At 53.8% G+C, this 16673-nt stretch carries 15 protein-coding genes, 1 tRNA gene and 2 riboswitches; of the genes, 9 read left to right on the top strand and 7 right to left on the bottom strand.

Annotation, left to right across the window (positions count from 1 at the left end):
- Positions 1 to 398: 398 nt before the first annotated feature.
- The gene (locus MKY74_RS01035; RefSeq protein WP_076172820.1) at positions 399 to 2939 is read left to right on the top strand and encodes a LamG-like jellyroll fold domain-containing protein; all 2541 of its coding nucleotides are present in this window, start codon (positions 399 to 401) and stop codon (positions 2937 to 2939) included.
- Positions 2940 to 3145: 206 nt separating this feature from the next.
- Here MKY74_RS01035 and MKY74_RS01030 read toward each other — a convergent pair whose 3' ends face one another.
- The gene (locus tag MKY74_RS01030) at positions 3146 to 3652 is read right to left on the bottom strand and encodes a DUF1572 family protein (RefSeq protein ID WP_076172821.1); all 507 of its coding nucleotides are present in this window, start codon (positions 3650 to 3652) and stop codon (positions 3146 to 3148) included.
- A 166-nt stretch (positions 3653 to 3818) separates the two neighbouring features.
- Positions 3819 to 5114 (bottom strand): serine--tRNA ligase, encoded by a 1296-nt coding sequence (gene serS / locus MKY74_RS01025; RefSeq protein ID WP_076172822.1) that lies wholly within the window; start codon positions 5112 to 5114, stop codon positions 3819 to 3821.
- Between serS and MKY74_RS01020 the strand changes: the two genes are divergently transcribed.
- Positions 5104 to 5280, top strand: a complete 177-nt coding sequence (locus MKY74_RS01020) for a hypothetical protein (RefSeq protein WP_167372891.1) — start codon at positions 5104 to 5106, stop codon at positions 5278 to 5280. The genes serS and MKY74_RS01020 overlap by 11 nt on opposite strands.
- Positions 5281 to 5454: 174 nt before the next feature.
- Here the strand turns inward: MKY74_RS01020 and MKY74_RS01015 are convergent, their stop codons facing one another.
- On the bottom strand, positions 5455 to 5925 hold the full coding sequence (locus MKY74_RS01015; RefSeq protein ID WP_076172823.1) for a MarR family winged helix-turn-helix transcriptional regulator: 471 nt from the start codon (positions 5923 to 5925) through the stop codon (positions 5455 to 5457).
- A gap of 154 nt (positions 5926 to 6079) precedes the next feature.
- On the opposite strand from MKY74_RS01015, the gene MKY74_RS01010 reads away from it, so the two are divergent.
- Entirely contained in the window at positions 6080 to 6244 is a 165-nt protein-coding gene (locus MKY74_RS01010; RefSeq protein WP_076172824.1) for a DUF1328 domain-containing protein, read from the top strand.
- 122 nt (positions 6245 to 6366) lie between these two features.
- Here the strand turns inward: MKY74_RS01010 and MKY74_RS01005 are convergent, their stop codons facing one another.
- The 3 genes from MKY74_RS01005 to MKY74_RS00995 form a co-directional block, all read right to left on the bottom strand.
- A complete protein-coding gene (locus MKY74_RS01005) occupies positions 6367 to 7065 on the bottom strand; it encodes a M50 family metallopeptidase (RefSeq protein ID WP_076172968.1) in 699 nt (232 codons plus the stop codon).
- A 143-nt stretch (positions 7066 to 7208) separates the two neighbouring features.
- Positions 7209 to 8240, bottom strand: a complete 1032-nt coding sequence (locus MKY74_RS01000) for a ribonucleotide-diphosphate reductase subunit beta (protein WP_076172825.1) — start codon at positions 8238 to 8240, stop codon at positions 7209 to 7211.
- 510 nt (positions 8241 to 8750) lie between these two features.
- On the bottom strand, positions 8751 to 11084 hold the full coding sequence (locus MKY74_RS00995) for a ribonucleoside-diphosphate reductase subunit alpha (protein WP_076172826.1): 2334 nt from the start codon (positions 11082 to 11084) through the stop codon (positions 8751 to 8753).
- Positions 11085 to 11318: 234 nt separating this feature from the next.
- A riboswitch (cobalamin riboswitch) is annotated at positions 11319 to 11541 on the bottom strand.
- 288 nt (positions 11542 to 11829) lie between these two features.
- On the opposite strand from MKY74_RS00995, the gene MKY74_RS00990 reads away from it, so the two are divergent.
- Positions 11830 to 12132 carry an MTH1187 family thiamine-binding protein gene (locus MKY74_RS00990; protein ID WP_076172827.1) on the top strand — a complete coding sequence of 101 codons (303 nt, stop codon included), beginning with the start codon at positions 11830 to 11832 and terminating at the stop codon, positions 12130 to 12132.
- Between the two features lie 81 nt (positions 12133 to 12213).
- Positions 12214 to 12285: transfer RNA gene (locus tag MKY74_RS00985), tRNA-Thr, on the top strand.
- A gap of 230 nt (positions 12286 to 12515) precedes the next feature.
- On the opposite strand, the gene MKY74_RS00980 is transcribed toward MKY74_RS00985, so the two are convergent.
- Positions 12516 to 13403, bottom strand: coding sequence for a glycosyltransferase family 2 protein (locus tag MKY74_RS00980; RefSeq protein WP_076172828.1), 888 nt, complete (start codon positions 13401 to 13403; stop codon positions 12516 to 12518).
- A 203-nt stretch (positions 13404 to 13606) separates the two neighbouring features.
- Between MKY74_RS00980 and MKY74_RS00975 the strand changes: the two genes are divergently transcribed.
- The 4 genes from MKY74_RS00975 to MKY74_RS00960 all read left to right on the top strand — a co-directional run bounded on the left by MKY74_RS00975 (position 13607) and on the right by MKY74_RS00960 (position 16614).
- Positions 13607 to 13717 carry a sporulation protein YjcZ gene (locus tag MKY74_RS00975; protein ID WP_076172829.1) on the top strand — a complete coding sequence of 37 codons (111 nt, stop codon included), beginning with the start codon at positions 13607 to 13609 and terminating at the stop codon, positions 13715 to 13717.
- A gap of 231 nt (positions 13718 to 13948) precedes the next feature.
- Entirely contained in the window at positions 13949 to 14371 is a 423-nt protein-coding gene (locus MKY74_RS00970; RefSeq protein ID WP_076172830.1) for a CBS domain-containing protein, read from the top strand.
- Positions 14372 to 14508: 137 nt separating this feature from the next.
- Positions 14509 to 14569: riboswitch (Fluoride riboswitch) on the top strand.
- Between the two features lie 123 nt (positions 14570 to 14692).
- Positions 14693 to 16036 carry a voltage-gated chloride channel family protein gene (locus tag MKY74_RS00965; protein WP_432206617.1) on the top strand — a complete coding sequence of 448 codons (1344 nt, stop codon included), beginning with the start codon at positions 14693 to 14695 and terminating at the stop codon, positions 16034 to 16036.
- Between the two features lie 131 nt (positions 16037 to 16167).
- Entirely contained in the window at positions 16168 to 16614 is a 447-nt protein-coding gene (locus MKY74_RS00960; RefSeq protein ID WP_076172970.1) for a spore coat protein, read from the top strand.
- The last annotated feature ends 59 nt before the right edge of the window (positions 16615 to 16673 follow it).

Raw genomic sequence — 16673 nt, 5'->3', positions numbered from 1 at the left:
TTGAGCGGTCAAAGCCTGTTTTTTACAGCTGAATACTTGAACGGACGAAAGGAATGGGACTTTAGGGTCTCATTCCTTTTTTTTGTTTTAAACTTTCCTAAACTTAATGAAGGATGATAACTGTTATTTGAGCAGCGATAAGTTAAATATTTTCCAAAGACGATTGATATTTAATGATTATCATTATATGATTACTTAAAACATTTTAGTTTTATATAAATAAAATACGTGTTGAAATCGGTTTACAGGTCGACGAAAACGGTAACAAGGGAGGGATCGGTCGCCGGGCCGCGGCAGGGGTCACGATGAAGCAGCGCTGTGCGGATCAATGAATGCGTTTTCGCCAAAGGTTGAATGATCTTATTTTCTGAAAATTTTATTTGTTGGAGGGAGCAAACATGAACAGAAGGTGGGTTTCGGCATTTTTGATGATGATGCTGTTCGTCACGGTTCCGGGGCAGGTATTTGGTACCGGGCCGGACAGTACGGCGCAGAAAGGCGGCAAGACACAGGAGCAGCAGGGACAGGCGCCGGTGTATCAAAACGTATCCGTACACGATCCATCCATCGTGAAGGACGGGGATACGTATTACGTATTCGGTTCCCATATTGAAGCGGCCCGATCAAAGGACCTGCAGAGCTGGACCCGGTTTACGAACGGGTATACGACGCCGGGCAACGTGCTGTATGGCGATCTGGCGCAAAATTTGGCCGGGTCGTTCGCCTGGGCCGGACAAAATGATTCGGACAGCAAGGGCGGTTTTTCCGTGTGGGCTCCCGACGTGTTCTGGAATCCCGAATATGTGAATACGGACGGCACCAAAGGCGCCTATATGCTGTACTACTGCACGTCCTCGACGTATATCCGGTCGGCCATCGGGTTTGCCGTGTCGCCAAAGATCAAGGGGCCTTATCAGTATGTCGATACCCTGGTGTACTCCGGCTTTACGGAGGGCGATGCCACGGATAAGGACAGCGTGATCAATAAAAAGTGGACGAACACGAACATTCCGAAGCTGATCGACGCCGGACAGCTCAGCGGGGCAAGCGGTGCCTGGTTCAACGCTGACGGGTCGTTTGCCAACGGCACGTATCCGAATGCGATCGATCCGAACCTGTACTATGACAACAACGGGCGGCTCTGGATGTCTTACGGCTCCTGGTCCGGCGGTATCTTCGTCCTTCCCGTGGACCCGAAGACCGGCAAGGTGAAATATCCCGGCAAAGACGGCAAGACCGCCGACGGACGCCTGGTGGACCGGTATTTCGGCACGAAGGTGGCCGGAGGTTACGGCAAATCGGGCGAAGGTCCGTATGTGGTGTTTGATCAAGCTACCGGCTACTACTACCTGTACATGACCTACGGCTGGCTTGGAGCCGACGGAGGTTACAACATGCGGGTGTTCCGCGCGAAGAACCCGGACGGACCGTATGTGGATGCCCAGGGCCAGAACGCCGTTCTGCCCGGAGACACGGACAACGCGCCGTACGGCAACAAGCTGATGGGGAACTACCTGTTTGCCAGAGACGTGGGCGATCCGGGCACCGGCAACGGCGTAGGCTATGTGTCTCCAGGGCATAACTCCGTGCTGCTGGATGATGCGACCGGCAAGCGGTTCCTCGTCTTCCATACCCGTTTCCCGCAGATGGGCGAAGCGCATGAGGTGCGGGTGCATCAAATGTACATGAATGCGGACGGCTGGCCGGTGGTTGCCCCATACCGGTATGCAGGAGAAACGTTGAGCAAGGTGGACCGTCAGGACCTGATCGGGGAATATAAATTCATCAACCACGGAAAAGGGACGACCGCGGATATCCAGTCCTCCGTGTATATCCGGCTGAACAAGGACAACACGATTTCAGGCGATGTGACCGGCACTTGGAAAAAGACCGGGCACAACGAGGCGGAGCTTGTCATTGCCGGTTCCGTGTACAAGGGCGTCTTCGCCAGCGGCTGGGATCCGGTGTCCGAGCGTTATGTCATGACCTTCACCGCTTCTTCGCGGGAGGGCGTGGCGGTCTGGGGCAGCCGGCTTGAAGACAAAACCGATCAGGCGCTGGTTCAGGACGTATACGACGATCTGAGTCTGGGGGATACGGCGAAGGTCGTGTCGGACCTGGCCCTTCCGGCGGAAGGAGCCCGGCACACCGCGATTTCCTGGAAGAGCTCGGATGAAGCGGTCGTATCGTCCACAGGTGAGGTGCACCGTCCGGCGGGCGGCGCCTCGGCCCAAGCGGTGCTCACTGCGACAATCACCAAAGGCGGCACGTCGCTGACGAAGTCCTTTACGGTGACCGTTCTGCCGTACCAGGACGCCAAGCTGTCTGCTTATTACGGACTTGAGGGTAACTTTGCGGACAGTCAGGGGCGGTTTGCCGCAGGAACGGTGACCGGCGACCGGATTGACAAGTCCGGCGGCAGCATCACCTTCACCGAGGGCAGACAAGGCCAGGCCGCCAAGTTCGACGGAGCCTCCGGGATCCGGCTGCCGGACGGACTGATTTCAAGCAATGCCTATTCGGTTGCGCTGTGGATCAAACCGGAGGAGCTGACGACGTACACGACGGCCTTCTTTGGCGCGAAGGACGGCGACCATTGGGTGAGCCTTGTGCCCCGGGGAGCCGTCGCCAACAATACGATGGTCTGGTCGGGCAGCACGAGCTGGTATGACGGGGCGACCGGACTGACCATTCCGACCGGCGAGTGGTCGCATCTGGCCTTTTCTGTGGAGAATGGCACGCTGACTGTCTACGTGAATGGGGTGCAGAAGTTCAAGGGAGCGAACTTCCCGGACTGGTTTACCGGCACGAAGGCAAGCTTTAGCCTGGGCGTTAACTGGTGGGACCCGCCGTTTAAAGGGCTGATCGACGAGCTGCGCGTGTATGATGGCGCACTGACGCCAGCGCAGGCGGCGGATTTGGCCAAGAATCCGTCTTAAACATGAGCATACCCCAAGGCAGGCGGTAATAATAAGGGACAAAGTGAAAAGAGGAAACTCTTTTCACTTTGTCCCTTTTTGACGACTCACTGATGTCGGCCGGGGCGGCGAACCAGCAGGTTCCCATTCTCGGCATTATTGCGCTGCCTTTGCTTAGGCTAATGTTCTGTGGGCAAAATCACCCGATAGAGGAGGCCTTTCCTCCGCTAGTTCTTTCGGCGCGGGATCGTCAGTGTCTCCCAAGCGTCCGATTGAATCTGCTTGGCGATGTAAATGATCTGCCCGATATGGCTGGAATAGTGCGACATCTGCCGTTCGATCGCTTCCAGCACCGAATGCGGCTTTTCCCGGATGTAGACGGTCCGCAGCAGGTCATCGCTGCCGAGGGAGCCGAGCGCCTGCAGAAAGACGCCCCAGCCGCGGTTCCAGATGTCCAACAGTTCTTCTCTTGAGGCCACGGTGCCCTCGAACTCGCTGTCCCGGTCGCGGCCCTCTTTTTCCCCGTCGGAATCAAGGAAGTCCGTCCAGCGGGAGATCATATTCCCGCTCATATGATGGACGATAACCGCAATGCTGTTGGAGTCTTTGTTTAACGACCAATTCAGCTTATCGTCCGGAACCTGCGCGATCGCCTTCTCGGCGGAACGTTTCAGTTCGGCGAATTTCCCGTTAATCACCCGGAAATATTCGGTCCCGATATCGTTGGCGCTCATTCCAACCACCTCCGCTATAAAATGATTTCTTCACACCAGTATAGGGGCCGTCCTTCTTTCCCGGCAAGCAGGGAGGTGACTCAACAATATCTTTTCATTTTCGGGTCTTCCGGTTTTATCGCAGCTCCTGCCATTCCTGATCTCCCATATCCCCAATAGTCCGCGGTTACTCCTCTTTGGGGACGGGGGGGACCAGCTCGGCGATGCCGCCCATATAAGGCCGAAGGGCGTTCGGAATGTAAATCGAGCCGTCTTCCCGCTGATGGTTTTCGAGCAGCGGAATCAGAATGCGGGGCGAGGCCACGGCCGTATTGTTCAGCGTATGGCAGTACTGCAGCCTGCCTCCCGCATCGCGGTAGCGGATGTTCGAGCGCCGGGCCTGGAAGTCGAGCAGATTCGACGACGAATGGGTTTCGCCGTAGGCTCTGCGGCTCGGCATCCAGGTTTCGATGTCGTACTGCTTATACGTCTTCTGCGACATGTCTCCGGTGCAGACGGCCATCACCCGGTAAGGAAGCTCAAGCAGCCGCAGGATCTCCTCGGCATGGCCGGTAATTTCCTGAAGCATCGCCTCCGACGCCGCGGGATCGTTCTCGCAGAGAACGACCTGCTCGACCTTGGCGAACTGGTGGACGCGGTACAAGCCGCGTACGTCGCGGCCCGCCGAGCCGATTTCCCGGCGGAAGCAGCTCGACACGCCCGCGAGCCGGATAGGGAGGGCGGCGTCGATCACTTCGTCGCTGTAGTACGACACCAGCGACACTTCCGAAGTGCCGACGAGCCACTTGTCCTCACCGGCCAGCTCATAGGTCTGATCCTTCCCGGTAGGGAAGAATCCCGACCGGGCTAGCGCTTCGGGACGGACCATGACCGGCACGTCCATCGGCGTAAATCCGCGCGAGGCCAGGAGGTCAATCGCCAGCCGCTGTACGGCCAGATGAAGGAACAGGCCAGCTCCCTTCAAATAATAGCTGCGGCTGCCCGCCGTCTTGACCCCGCGCGGAATATCGAACAGATCGTGCAGCTCGCCGAGCGTGACATGATCCTTCATCTCAAAATCGAATTGCCGCGGCGTCCCGATCCGGCGGACTTCCACATTGTCGCTGTCGTCCTTGCCAATCGGCGTGTCCTCCGAGACAACGTTGGGGGCGAGCAGCATCAGTTCCTCAAATTTGCTGGTTGCCTCGCGCAGACCGGCTTCGCAGCCGTCCAGGCTGCGGTTAATCTCCTTCACTTGGCCCTTAAGCTGCTCCGCGGCTTCGTCCTTGCCCTGCTTCAGCAGTCCCGCGATGCTCTTGGTCAGCTCATTGCGCTGAGCCCTTAGCGATTCCGTCTCCTGCAGCAGCCTTCTCCGCTTCTCGTCCCATTCCAGCAGATCGTCCACCTGAAAGGGAATGTTTTTTTGCTCCGCGACTTGCTGTACCTGTTCCTGATGATCACGGATGAATTGAATGTTTAGCATCGATACCGTCTCCTTTGTCCTTTTGTCCTGTAAAAATACAAAAAGCGCCCTCATCCCTTGGGACGAGGAGCGCTTGCTCGCGGTGCCACCCAATTTGACCAGCCTGCCCGAAGGCAGTGCCGATCCGCTTGGTTCCGCGATAACGGACGGAGGCCGGTTAACTTAGAGAGAGAATGGAGGAGCCGCTGCACTGTCATGCTGCGTACACGCGGGAATCGCCATCCGCTCCGGTCGAAAACGCCTCACAGTTGGATGCTGTTCATCGGCGTAATGTCACTGTTCAGTTCTTTGCGGTTTAGTATAGCGTAAACCGATCAAAAGCACAATATACATACATCCCTTACCTGGATGTGTACTCCTCCAAAAGCTTTTGTATGTTTTGGTGAATGCGGAGCAGGCTCTCCACATCGGAAGCGGGGAGCTGCTCGAGGGCAAACGCCATGGCTTGGTAGGAGCGGGGCTTAGCCGCCGACTGAAGGGAACGCTCCCGTCCATCAGCGGTAAGGCTCAGTTTGACCTCCCTGCGGTCTGTCTCGGAGATAACACGGTCCACCAATCCCGATTGGACGAGGCCTTCCACTTGAACGCTAAGGGTGCTTTTAGGAGAAGAGAGACGCTCGGTTAATTCTCTTAGTGTCATGCCGGGCGCGGTATACAGCGTGTTCAGGATGGCGAGCTGCAGCACGGTTAATCCTAGTCCCTCCGCGTTGCTGCGGGTAAACTCCAGAAGGCGTTTTTGAATGCCAGAAAAGGATTGAACGACTTCAGCGGCCAGCTTGATTTGAGGATCTTGGCGTTCTTGGTGATCCATGGCTCAGGCAACCTTTCGCTTATTAATTTGTTCATTGATGAACAGTTCAAATATGGACAAATTATATGCGGATTTGGGGCATTTTTCAAGGTTCAAATCTCCGATTCAGGGTTAAAAACAAGTACCACATTCTAACGAAAGAAAGGTGATCACGATGATCGGACTCGCGATTTTGTTTTTGATCATTGCAATCGTAGCTGCGATTTTCGGCTTCTTCGGCATCGTTTCTGCGCTCGTTGGCGTCGCAAAGGTGCTGTTCTTCGTCTTCCTGATCCTGTTTATTCTGTCGCTGATTTTTGGCAGAAGACGTAGCAGTTGACGCATGCTGTGCCGCTGATCCCAGTTCATACGAACACTCGATAAGAGCAGAAAAGGCTTGCGCCCACATACGTGTGGGACAAGCCTTTTTTTGGGTTGAGAGAATTCGAAACGGTTTAAGTTTTATCCGGTCCGCATGCTGGTGTTTGCAGCAGGCTTTCGCGCGGGCTTCCGCCAAAACAAGGTAAGGCTTTGGGTGGTGCACCAAAGCGCAAACAGGAGAAACAGCACCGACCAGGCGATGGCAGGGAGCACCGTCATGTGAGCCAGGTTGGCCGCGTCACCGGCCTGCCGCGGATTGGTCAAGGAAGTGATCGCCAGGGTAAGCGGCCCAACAACCGATTCTTCCAGGCAAAGGAAGGCGAGCAGAAGGTAATAGAAATTGCGCACGGTGCTGCCCAGCAAATAAAACACGATGTTCAGCGCCATAAAGATGACGAGCCACCAAACCCCATAGCTGTTCCGGACAAAAAAGAGCAGGTTGACGGCAGCCAGCAGCGTGATCAGGATCAGCCCGGCGGCCTGCTTACGTTTGGCGTACCCGTAGAATAGAAGCACAGCGAAGATGGAAGCGATCGTATACCCCGACAGCGAGACGAGCACGGAGCTCCAGCCGGAGGATAAATAGGAGTAGGTGGTCCCGCTGTGATCGGCATTGAGTTCAATGCGCAGAACCCTACCGGAGAGCAGCAGGGTGACGACCGCATGGCCGAACTCATGAATCATCGTATCCAGGGTGCGGAACCAGGAGGAAAACGGGATCAGCCGGGTCAGAATCGCGGATGCGACAAGAAACAATACGGCCTTCAAGGATTTATTCACGGGCAACGGGCAGCTCCTTTCCAAACGGTAACATGCGGATCTAATATCTTTTGTTCCATCATACACGATCCAATAAAAAAGGGAAGCGCAGCGGAGCTGCACTTCCCGGTTGTTGCGAAACTAGTATATTGCAGGCGAGCGGCTTACAGATCGTCGAATCCGTTGTCGTCGCCGACCTTGCCGTAGTTGCGGGATTTGGCTTCGAAGAAGTCCGTTTTGGTGGCGTTGAGCGCCTCGTCGGAGAAAGGACGAATCCATGGCATGCAGTTGGAATCCACGCCTTCGTAACCTTTTTCCATCCCCATCATTTTCAGGCGTTTGTTGGCGATGTACTTGATGTAGTCGGACAGCTCATTCAGATCGATGCCTTTGACCTCGCTGAGCGTGTAGTGCGCCCAGTTCGTTTCCAGCTCAACCGCGCGGTCGATCGTGCGGTAGACGTAGTCCATGTTCTCCTTCGTGTTCAGCTCAGGGAAATCCTTGAGCAGCTGTTTGAACACTTCGCCGAAGAAGTAGCAGTGCTGGTTCTCGTCGCGCTGGATGTAGGAGATCATTTGGCTGGTCGCCATCATCTTCTGGTCACGGGCCAGGTTGTAGAAGAAGGCGAATGTGCTGTAGAAGAAAATGCCTTCCAGGATCAAGTCGGCCACAAGTGCTCTAAAGAACGTTTGCGGATTCTGCTCGTCGCGGAACTCCTGGTAAATTTCCGAGATGAAACGGTTGCGGTCGAGCAGCACCGGATCATGCTTCCAGTATTCGAAAATTTCTTTCTGCTCCTGCTCCGATACGATCGAAGACAGCACGTAGGAGTAGGATTGGTTGTGTACGACTTCCTGCTGCCCGATGATAGCCGAGATGGCCTCCAGCGAGGAATCGGTAAAATAACGCTTTACGTCGCCGATGAACATCGTCTGCATCGAGTCCAGCACGGCGAGCAAGGAAATGTTGATCTTGAAGGTGCGCTGCTCTTCCGGATCGAGGTTGACGAACTGCTGCGCGTCTTTGGCCATCGGAATTTCGTCGGCGATCCAGTGGTTCAGCAGCAGAACCTTATACAATTTGTACATATGGGGCATGCGGATATCGTTCCAGTTCAGGATGCCCGAGCATTCTCCTTCGATGATGCGGGTCGAGCGGTTCGGCGCTTCGGTGTTAAAAATCTTTTGCATTTGCATACTCGATTCCTCCTCGTAGTTCTGTTTTTACTTGCTCATTTATATCAACATCCATCGCAGAATGCTGTAATCCATATCAGTTGATCTAAATCATTCATCTCTTTCCCAAACAATCTGTCTAAATGGTTTTGTACTTATCATGCAGTAGTGTATTTATAAGGTTTGATACAGTAGCCCTTTCCCGTTTTTAGTGGGCAGTTTTATCGGACGCGTGGCGAGCTCCTGCATTTTGCGAAGCAAAACAGGGAGCAAAGCCGCGCGACGCAAGGGGTCTCCGAGAATCGAGGAGACCACCTCTCGCACCGCTCGAACGTAAAAGCGTGTCCCCCATAACCTGCAAAGCAGGAGGGGGACGAAAGCGACTCACAGCACATATTCACATCAAGAAAATCCGCCACCCGCCGGTCTTCCGCCAACATTCCGGGTGTCCAGAGGGCAGCGCCCTCGGGGCCCTCCCTTGGAAGGGAGGGTTTGGGAGGGATCGAAAAAGGTTTTAGGCTTTAATATCTTTTACGACGCACACGACTCGCACTCTTCAATCGTCAGCGCACGGCTGCGGACGTAGTACGTCGTTTTGATGCCGGCTTTCCAGGCGTGAAGGTGAAGCTCCAGGAATTCCGTCGCCCGGATATCAGGACGAACGTACAGGTTGAAGCTTTGAGCCTGGTCGATGTGGCGCTGACGCGCCGCGGCCATCTTGATGGACCAATGCTGGTCGATCAGGAATGCCGTTTTGTAATACCAGATCGTCTTCTCGGACAGGTCCGGAGCCGGGTTGGCGATCTTGTAGGTCGTTTTTTCCTCGTAAGACAGAAGGTCGTACAGCGGATCGATGCTGGCGGTGGAGCCGGCAATGATTGAAGTCGAACCGTTCGGCGCGATAGCGAACAGCCAGGCGTTGCGGACGCCGTTCTGCTGCACTTCCTGCTGGAGCTCTTTCCACTGCTCGGTGGTGACGAACTTGCCTTCATGCTCGCCGTCGACATAACCACGGCTGGTGAAGTAAGCGCCGTTCTCCCAGTCGGAGCCTTTGAACTTCGGATAGTGGCCTTTCTCCTTGGCCAGCTCCATGCTGGATTTGACGAGCAGGTAGTTGATTTTTTCGTACAAATTGTCGTTATATTCAACCGCTTCGTCGGACTCCCAACGGATGCCTTCAAGGGCGAGCAGGTGATGCAGGCCGAAGGTGCCGAGTCCAACCGCGCGGTATTGGCTGTTCGTATATTGGGCTTGCAGGACTTCAATGTTGTTAATGTCGATGACGTTATCCAGCATGCGTACCTGGATCGGCACCAGACGGTCCAGCACATTGTCTGGAACGGCACGGGCCAGGTGAATCGAGTTCAGGTTGCAGACGACGAAGTCGCCGGGAACCTTGGAAATGACGATCCGGGTTTGGCCGTCCTTGGTCACGAGTTCTTCTTTTTCCACCACGGTGGCGGATTGGTTCTGCATAATTTCGGTGCACAGGTTGGACGAGTAGATCATGCCATGTGCACGGTTCGGGTTCGCACGGTTGACGGTATCCCGGTAGAACATGTACGGCGTGCCGGTTTCCAGCTGCGATTTCATGATGCGCTTCATGATGTCGATCGCAGGCACCGTAATTCTTGGAAGCAGCGGGTGGGCAACCGCTTCGGCGTACTTCTCGCGGAATGAGCCTTGACCTACCGTTTCGTCATAATAATCCTCAAGACCCGCAGGACGGCCGTTGGCATCCTTCCAGCCCATGATTTTCTTCACTTCATGCGGGCAGAACAGGCTCCACTCGCTGCGGGCCTCAACTGCCTCCATGAACAGATCCGGCAGGCACACGCCATGGAACACGTCATGCGCTCTCATGCGCTCGTCGCCATTGTTCAGCTTCAGATCCAGGAAGGCCAGGATGTCTTTGTGGAAGACGTCCAGGTAGACGGCAACCGCACCTTTACGGGTACCGAGCTGGTCAACGCTGACCGCCGTGTTGTTCAGCTGGCGGATCCAAGGAATGACGCCGGAGCTGGTGTTCTTGTGACCGCGGATGTCGGAGCCGCGCGCCCGGACTTTACCGAGGTAAACGCCGATGCCGCCGCCCATTTTGCTGAGACGGGCCACGTCGGTATTGGAGTCGAAAATCCCTTCCAACGAGTCGTCCACCGTGTCGATAAAGCAGCTGGACAGCTGTCCGGCGACCTTCTTGCCGGCGTTGGACATCGTTGGCGTAGCGGCGGTCATGTACAGGTTGCTCATGGCCCAATACGCTTCCTTCACGAGCTCAAGGCGCTTGTCCTCTGGCTCAGTGTGCATCAAGTACATGGCGATGACCATGTAGCGCTCCTGCGGGAGCTCCATAACGCGTCCGTCGAAATCATGCGCAAGGTAGCGGTCGGACAGGGTCAGCAGACCGATATAGTCGAACAGCAGGTCGCATTTGTAATCGATGCAGCGGCCCAATTCTTCAATTTGCTCTTTTGTATAGCAGGTGAGGAGCTCCTCGCGGTAGATTCCTTTTTGCACCAGCTCGGTAATGAGAGGGTAGAACGCACCATATGGCTCGTCAGGATAGGCTTTGTAGCGGCGGTTGTAAGCGGCCTTCTTGTACAGGGAGGTCAGCAGCGAGCGCGCTGCGGCGAACTTCCAGTTCGGCTCCTCCTTGGTGACCAGCTCAAGCGCCGACATCGTGAACGCGCTGCTGATTTCGTCGCCGGTGACTTCCTCGCGGCGCAGTTTGCTCTGCACGCCCCGGAGGAGGCGCTCCTTGTCCAGGGTCTCCAGCCCCTCCAAGATTCGGTCGGCATAAACGGAGAGACGGATTTCATCAAAAGCCAGCTGGCGGTTGTTCGGTTTGGTAACGAGCTGCGGCATGGTGCAGATCTCCTTTCAAAGTTTGTATATTTGGTATAACGGAAAGTAGGACGATGCTGTTAAGAGGGAGCTCTTGCTGTGCTTGCCCATACAAAAGGCATTTCCGAAGAACCTGAAGCACAGGTACGAAAATGCCGCTAGATCCCGTATGCCCTATTTACGAGCATGGGAAAAAATATCTATCACCCTATGTATAGATATCAACTGGCATCACGCACCTATTCCTCGTAGGCCTTTCGTGAGACAAAACAGGCAGGTCTCCTGACTCCCGAAAATGCGATATTCGGCGCCTTCCCGTCCGCGTGACGGACAGTGGCCTTAGCCGATATCGTGCCGAAAGCTCGGAGCTCTCGGCCTTCCGGTTACAGTGGCGGGACCGTGACGGATTCACACCGTGCTTCCCTATTATGAACGCCTGGCAAATTCAGCCGTGTTCACCTGTTTCCACTATATTTGGTTGCTTTCATACTAATTTAACCCAATATATTGTGTTTGTAAACCTAGTTCCTCTTAAAAGACGAGCAATGAGAATTATACCAGATGGACCCCCGGGGCGCTACTGTGAACCATTGGAGATTAGCCTCTAGAGGGGGCTGAAAAGGTAGAAATCGGGCGGATTTTGCAGGAAAAACGCGAATAAAAAATTTTGCGGGCCATCCTTTTGCGATTCCGGGGGCGGTCGGGTAAAATAAAAATAGGAATAAAGTTCGATCCGCTTGCAAAAGGATAAAGGAGGCGCACGACCATGGCAATTGCAGAGGTAACGGTCATTCCGATCGGAACGGCCACGACCAGCCTGAGCTCCTATGTGGCACAGATGCAGCAGGTGCTGGCGGAGCAGAAGGGGATCAGCTACGAGCTGACATCGATGAGCACGATCATTGAAGGGGCTCTTCCGGATGTATGGCAGGCGATAGCAGCCCTGCACGAAGCACCATTCCTGGCCGGCGCGCAGCGCGTATCCACTTCAGTCAAAATTGACGATAGACGGGACAAAGCCTCATCCAGCGCCCAGAAGCTGCAATCGGTCCGCGACAAATTGAAATAAATTCCAATCGCAGTGAAGTATTGCATTTTGGAGAAGAAGTTGTATAATAGTTTTTGTTTGACGGAAAATTTCATTTTCCACGCTGGTGTAGCTCAGGGGTAGAGCAACGCACTCGTAATGCGTAGGTCGGGGGTTCAATTCCCTTCACCAGCATCTTTCATAAGCCTTGCAGGACGCGGGTTTCCGGATTTCGGAGACCGCGTCTTTTTTGTTGATTTTGCTAAACTTCTAACATGTCGAGCAAAGTACCAGGTTCCGGTGATCGAATCGCCAATGTTTTTAATCCCTATTCCTGAAGGTTTGGGAGGACGTGCGAATAGGACGACCAAATTCCTCTTTGGCCGTCCTTTTTTACTACCTAAAGGTGGGAACCCATTGCAGAACTAATACGGTGGCAACCTAGATAGACATCTAGAGAAAGCCATTTGCAGCGCTTCTTGATTAAAAGCCTTCACTTGAGAGTTCACTTGAACGATCCAATTCGCTAATATAGCCGCTGGCTGGTAACTCTCAATTTCATGCGGATTAACTCGAAACTCTGCAAGTTTAATTAGTTGTTCATAATCTGCTTCGGAAAGTTGAAGACCTAAATGGGAAAGATGTCTCTGCCGTATTCTTTTAGCTGAATGATCTTGGGCTAGTCTGTGAGTGTTGGACACTTGTCCAGGGTGCGAACGATAGTACATTAAATTGTGTGGGATGTTGGCCAACTTAGCTCCACTAAAAGATAATCTGGTCCACAGCTCAAAGTCTTCTGCATGCGGATAGTTTAGGTCATACCGGATTCCAACACGCTCAGTAGAGCTTTTGCGTATCATGACTGAAGGATGTAGGATACAGCAGTAAAATAATAGCCAGGCTTTAATTTCTTCATGGTCCAGAGGATTAACTCTTACTGGGCCCAAGTAATTTTGGGTGTAAGCTGTTCCGCAAACATCAATGTCTGGGTGTTGATCCATATAATAAGCTTGCACTTCCAAACGGTTTAAGGCTGCGATATCATCACCGTCCATCCTAGCAATGTACTCACCTTGGGCTATATCAAGTCCTTGATTGAGGGAGGCTGCTACGCCCAGAGATACCGGATGGAATATCTTCTTAACTCTTGCGTCATGAATATCGTAAATCATGCCAGTTGAACCATCAGTAGATCCATCATCAATAATAATAAGCTCCAGGTCGGCGTATGTTTGTCTGAGAATGGAAGATATTGACTCCTGTACAAAAGGAGCATTATTGTAGACCGGCATAATAACAGAGATTTTGGGCATGATTAAGCCTCCCTTATATTTGTCGTCTTCATACAGTATGTCTGGTAAAGATCAGAGGAAACGCTTTTTTTAAAAAAGGGCCTGCCGCGGACTCTATCATGACTGCCGAGCAAAATAGTCTTTTGAACCGCTGACTCTGTCCACAACGCTGCAAGGTTTCTTTCATAGGATAAACTGATCCTATCGAGAAAGGGGAATATCACATGAGCGAAGTTGCAGGAGTTGGTTATGGTGGCGGTATGTCTACAAGCGTTGGCATCATTCTCGTCCTCTTTATTCTGCTTGTCATCATCGCGAAAACTTGGGGATATTAATTTCTGAACGGTCCTTAGCCCGCCGGATAGATCCGGAGGCATGAGACCCACACAAGCGAAGCGCAGTGATCCGTTATGGATCCTGCGCTTTTTTTATATATTATCGGCGAAATATTCAGCGGACAGCCTGACCCATATTCGTGCAGTTCTTAGCACAGCGCGCCAATCCTGAATAATCCCGGTACCCCTGGGTAAAATACGGGGGATCATTCCTAGAGGAGGTAAACAGCAATGACGATGGTTCGCGACGTAATGACCAAAGACGTAAAGGTATGCGCACCCCATGATTCGATCACGGCTGCGGCGCAAATCATGCGCGATGTCAACTGTGGATCGGTTCCGGTCTGCGAAGGCAAAAAAGTGGTAGGTATGATTACCGACCGCGATATCGTGCTGAACTGCGTAGCTGCGGGTAAAGACCCGGGCAGCGTACACTGCCATGACTGCATGACAAGCGATGTCATTTCGTGCTCGCCGGACACCGATGCCCACGAGTGCGCGAAATTGATGGCCGACCATCAAATCCGCCGCATTCCGGTTGTAGAGAACGGAGAAATGGTAGGGATCTGCGCCATTGGCGACCTGGCGACGATGAACATCCACATCAACGAAGCCGGCGATGCCCTCAGCCAAATTTCTGAACCTCTCCATTAAGAGGACGGTGCGGCAGGGAAACTAGTTCGCTGCAGAAGCACCCGTAAAGCGAAAGCGCGATACGGGTGCTTTTTCGTCTATTGTGGCGTTCAGATTTTCTGTTGACTTCAGGCCAATCGCTCATTACAATAATTTGTAACAACATAGGCGATGGAGTTCGCCTTTAACCGCCCGTGAGCTAATGACTCCTACCAGTGCAGACACTGGTAGGAGTCTATTTTTTTGCAGACATTCCTGCACCGGGACAAGCAGGGGAGTGGTAATTTGCCCCTGATTGAGGAACAATAGGAAATACATCATAGCTGGGGGGAAACCGCTGTAATGGGAAAACGGATGACGAGGGGAAAACGCAGGTTATATGTATACGCAGGCAAATTCATGCATCTCACGCTGCTTGGCTATATCGTGAAGTGGTCGGTCATCGGGAGTCTGGTGGGGGTGCTTACAGGCTCCGGATCGGCCTTGTTTCTGGCAGCGCTGGATGCCGTTACGCAGCAGCGTCTGCAGCACCCGTGGCTCCTGTGGCTGCTTCCATTTGGGGGAGCCTTGGTAAGCTACCTGTATTGGAAATACGGCAAGGACGCGTCCAAGGGCAACAACTTGATACTGGAGCAGATTCATGACGGCGGCGGAGCTATTCCGCTGCGCATGGCTCCGCTCGTCCTGTTCGGAACGATTCTGACCCATTGGTTCGGCGGCTCGGCCGGACGGGAAGGAACGGCGGTGCAGATGGGTGGGAGCTTATCGGAATGGATCGGCAAGAGACTTCGGCTTAGCCCAGCCGACCGTCGCATCATTCTGATGTGCGGCATCAGCAGCGGCTTTGGCTCGGTCTTTGGGACGCCGCTCGCCGGAACAGTCTTCGGGCTGGAGGTGCTTGCGTTGGGGATGATCCGTTACGAAGCGCTGTTTGCCTGTTTTGTGGCGAGCTTTATCGGGGATCTGACCACGAAGGCCTGGGGAATTCATCATATTCATTATTCCGTAAACACGATTCCGGCGATCACGCTGATCACGGTGCTGAAGGTCGTGCTCGCGTCGATGGTGTTCGGCCTGGCCAGCATTTTGTTCAGCGAGCTGACGCATTGGCTGAAGGCGCGGTTCACCGGCTGGTTCCGGAATCCGGCGGTCAAGAGCTTTGCCGGGGGCTGCATCCTGATTGCCATTGTCTACGCGTTCGGCACAAGGGAGTACCTCGGGCTTGGCCTTCCGCTGATCAGCGATGCTTTTGAAGGGACGGCGCCAAAGCTGGCGTTTCTCTGGAAAACCGTGTTCACTTCGATTACGCTGGGGGCCGGATTTCAAGGCGGAGAGGTGACTCCGCTCTTCGTCATCGGCGCAACGCTGGGCAGCACGCTGGCGGACTTGCTCCATCTAGCGGTGCCGTTTATGGCAGCCCTCGGTTTTATCGCAGTGTTCAGCGGTGCGACCAATACCCCGATTGCCTGCTTTATTATGGGGATCGAGCTGTTCGGTTCGGGGAATTTGGTATACATGTTCATCGCCTGCGTCGTCAGTTATTATTTTTCCGGGCATACCGGCATCTATGTGTCGCAGCGGATCGGGGTGTCCAAGTCCAGGCTGCTGCGCCTGCCGGAACAGGCGACGCTGGCTTCGGTCCGAGGGAAGAAGGGAAGAAAGAAGGAGAAAAGGGAGCGCGCCTAATTTTTTTAGCAAGACATCTTCCCCTCTGGGCGCCCTGGGCATATGCTATCCCATCATCGATTGGAGGGATTGCATTGTCTTCTGGAAAGAAAGCTCAAGTGAAACACTTAGCATGGCATGAAACATTGGAAATGCATGAGCTGGTAGCAGCACAGTCCAACGACCTGATTTGCCTGAAAATGGACATCGGCAAGGTCACCGATCCGCAGCTGCACGCCCTGTATAAAGAGGCTATTATGAGCCTGGAGCAGAACATAAAGGACCTGCTGCAGTTTTATCCGCAAGCACCGGTCCCGGGAGCGAGAGGCGGCAAAGCCGAAGCGGCAGACATGACGGGCTTTTATGCCGGCCATTTGCTGGGCAAGGCAAAAGGTTGGGTTCGCAATTACGCGCTTGCGATTACGGAAACGGCAACACCGGCCTTAAGGGAGGTTTTCGTTAAGCATCTGAACAATGCGATTAAACTCCATGCCAAGGTTTTTGAATTCATGGAGGAGCGTTCGATGTATCCTGCTTACGATCTGGAGCGGCTCCTGGCCAATGATATGGAAAATGCGAAAAAGGCGTTAAGCATGTAACATCTGCACCTCTGGGGCAAGGGGAAAAAGAGATATCGAGGAAAGTCCGGGAGCCTGAT

Source organism: Paenibacillus sp. FSL R5-0378 (assembly GCF_038009285.1).
GTDB lineage: Bacteria > Bacillota > Bacilli > Paenibacillales > Paenibacillaceae > Paenibacillus_AQ > Paenibacillus_AQ favisporus.
Note: the sequence above shows the minus strand (reverse complement) of the source record. Positions and strands in the feature narration are given on the sequence as shown.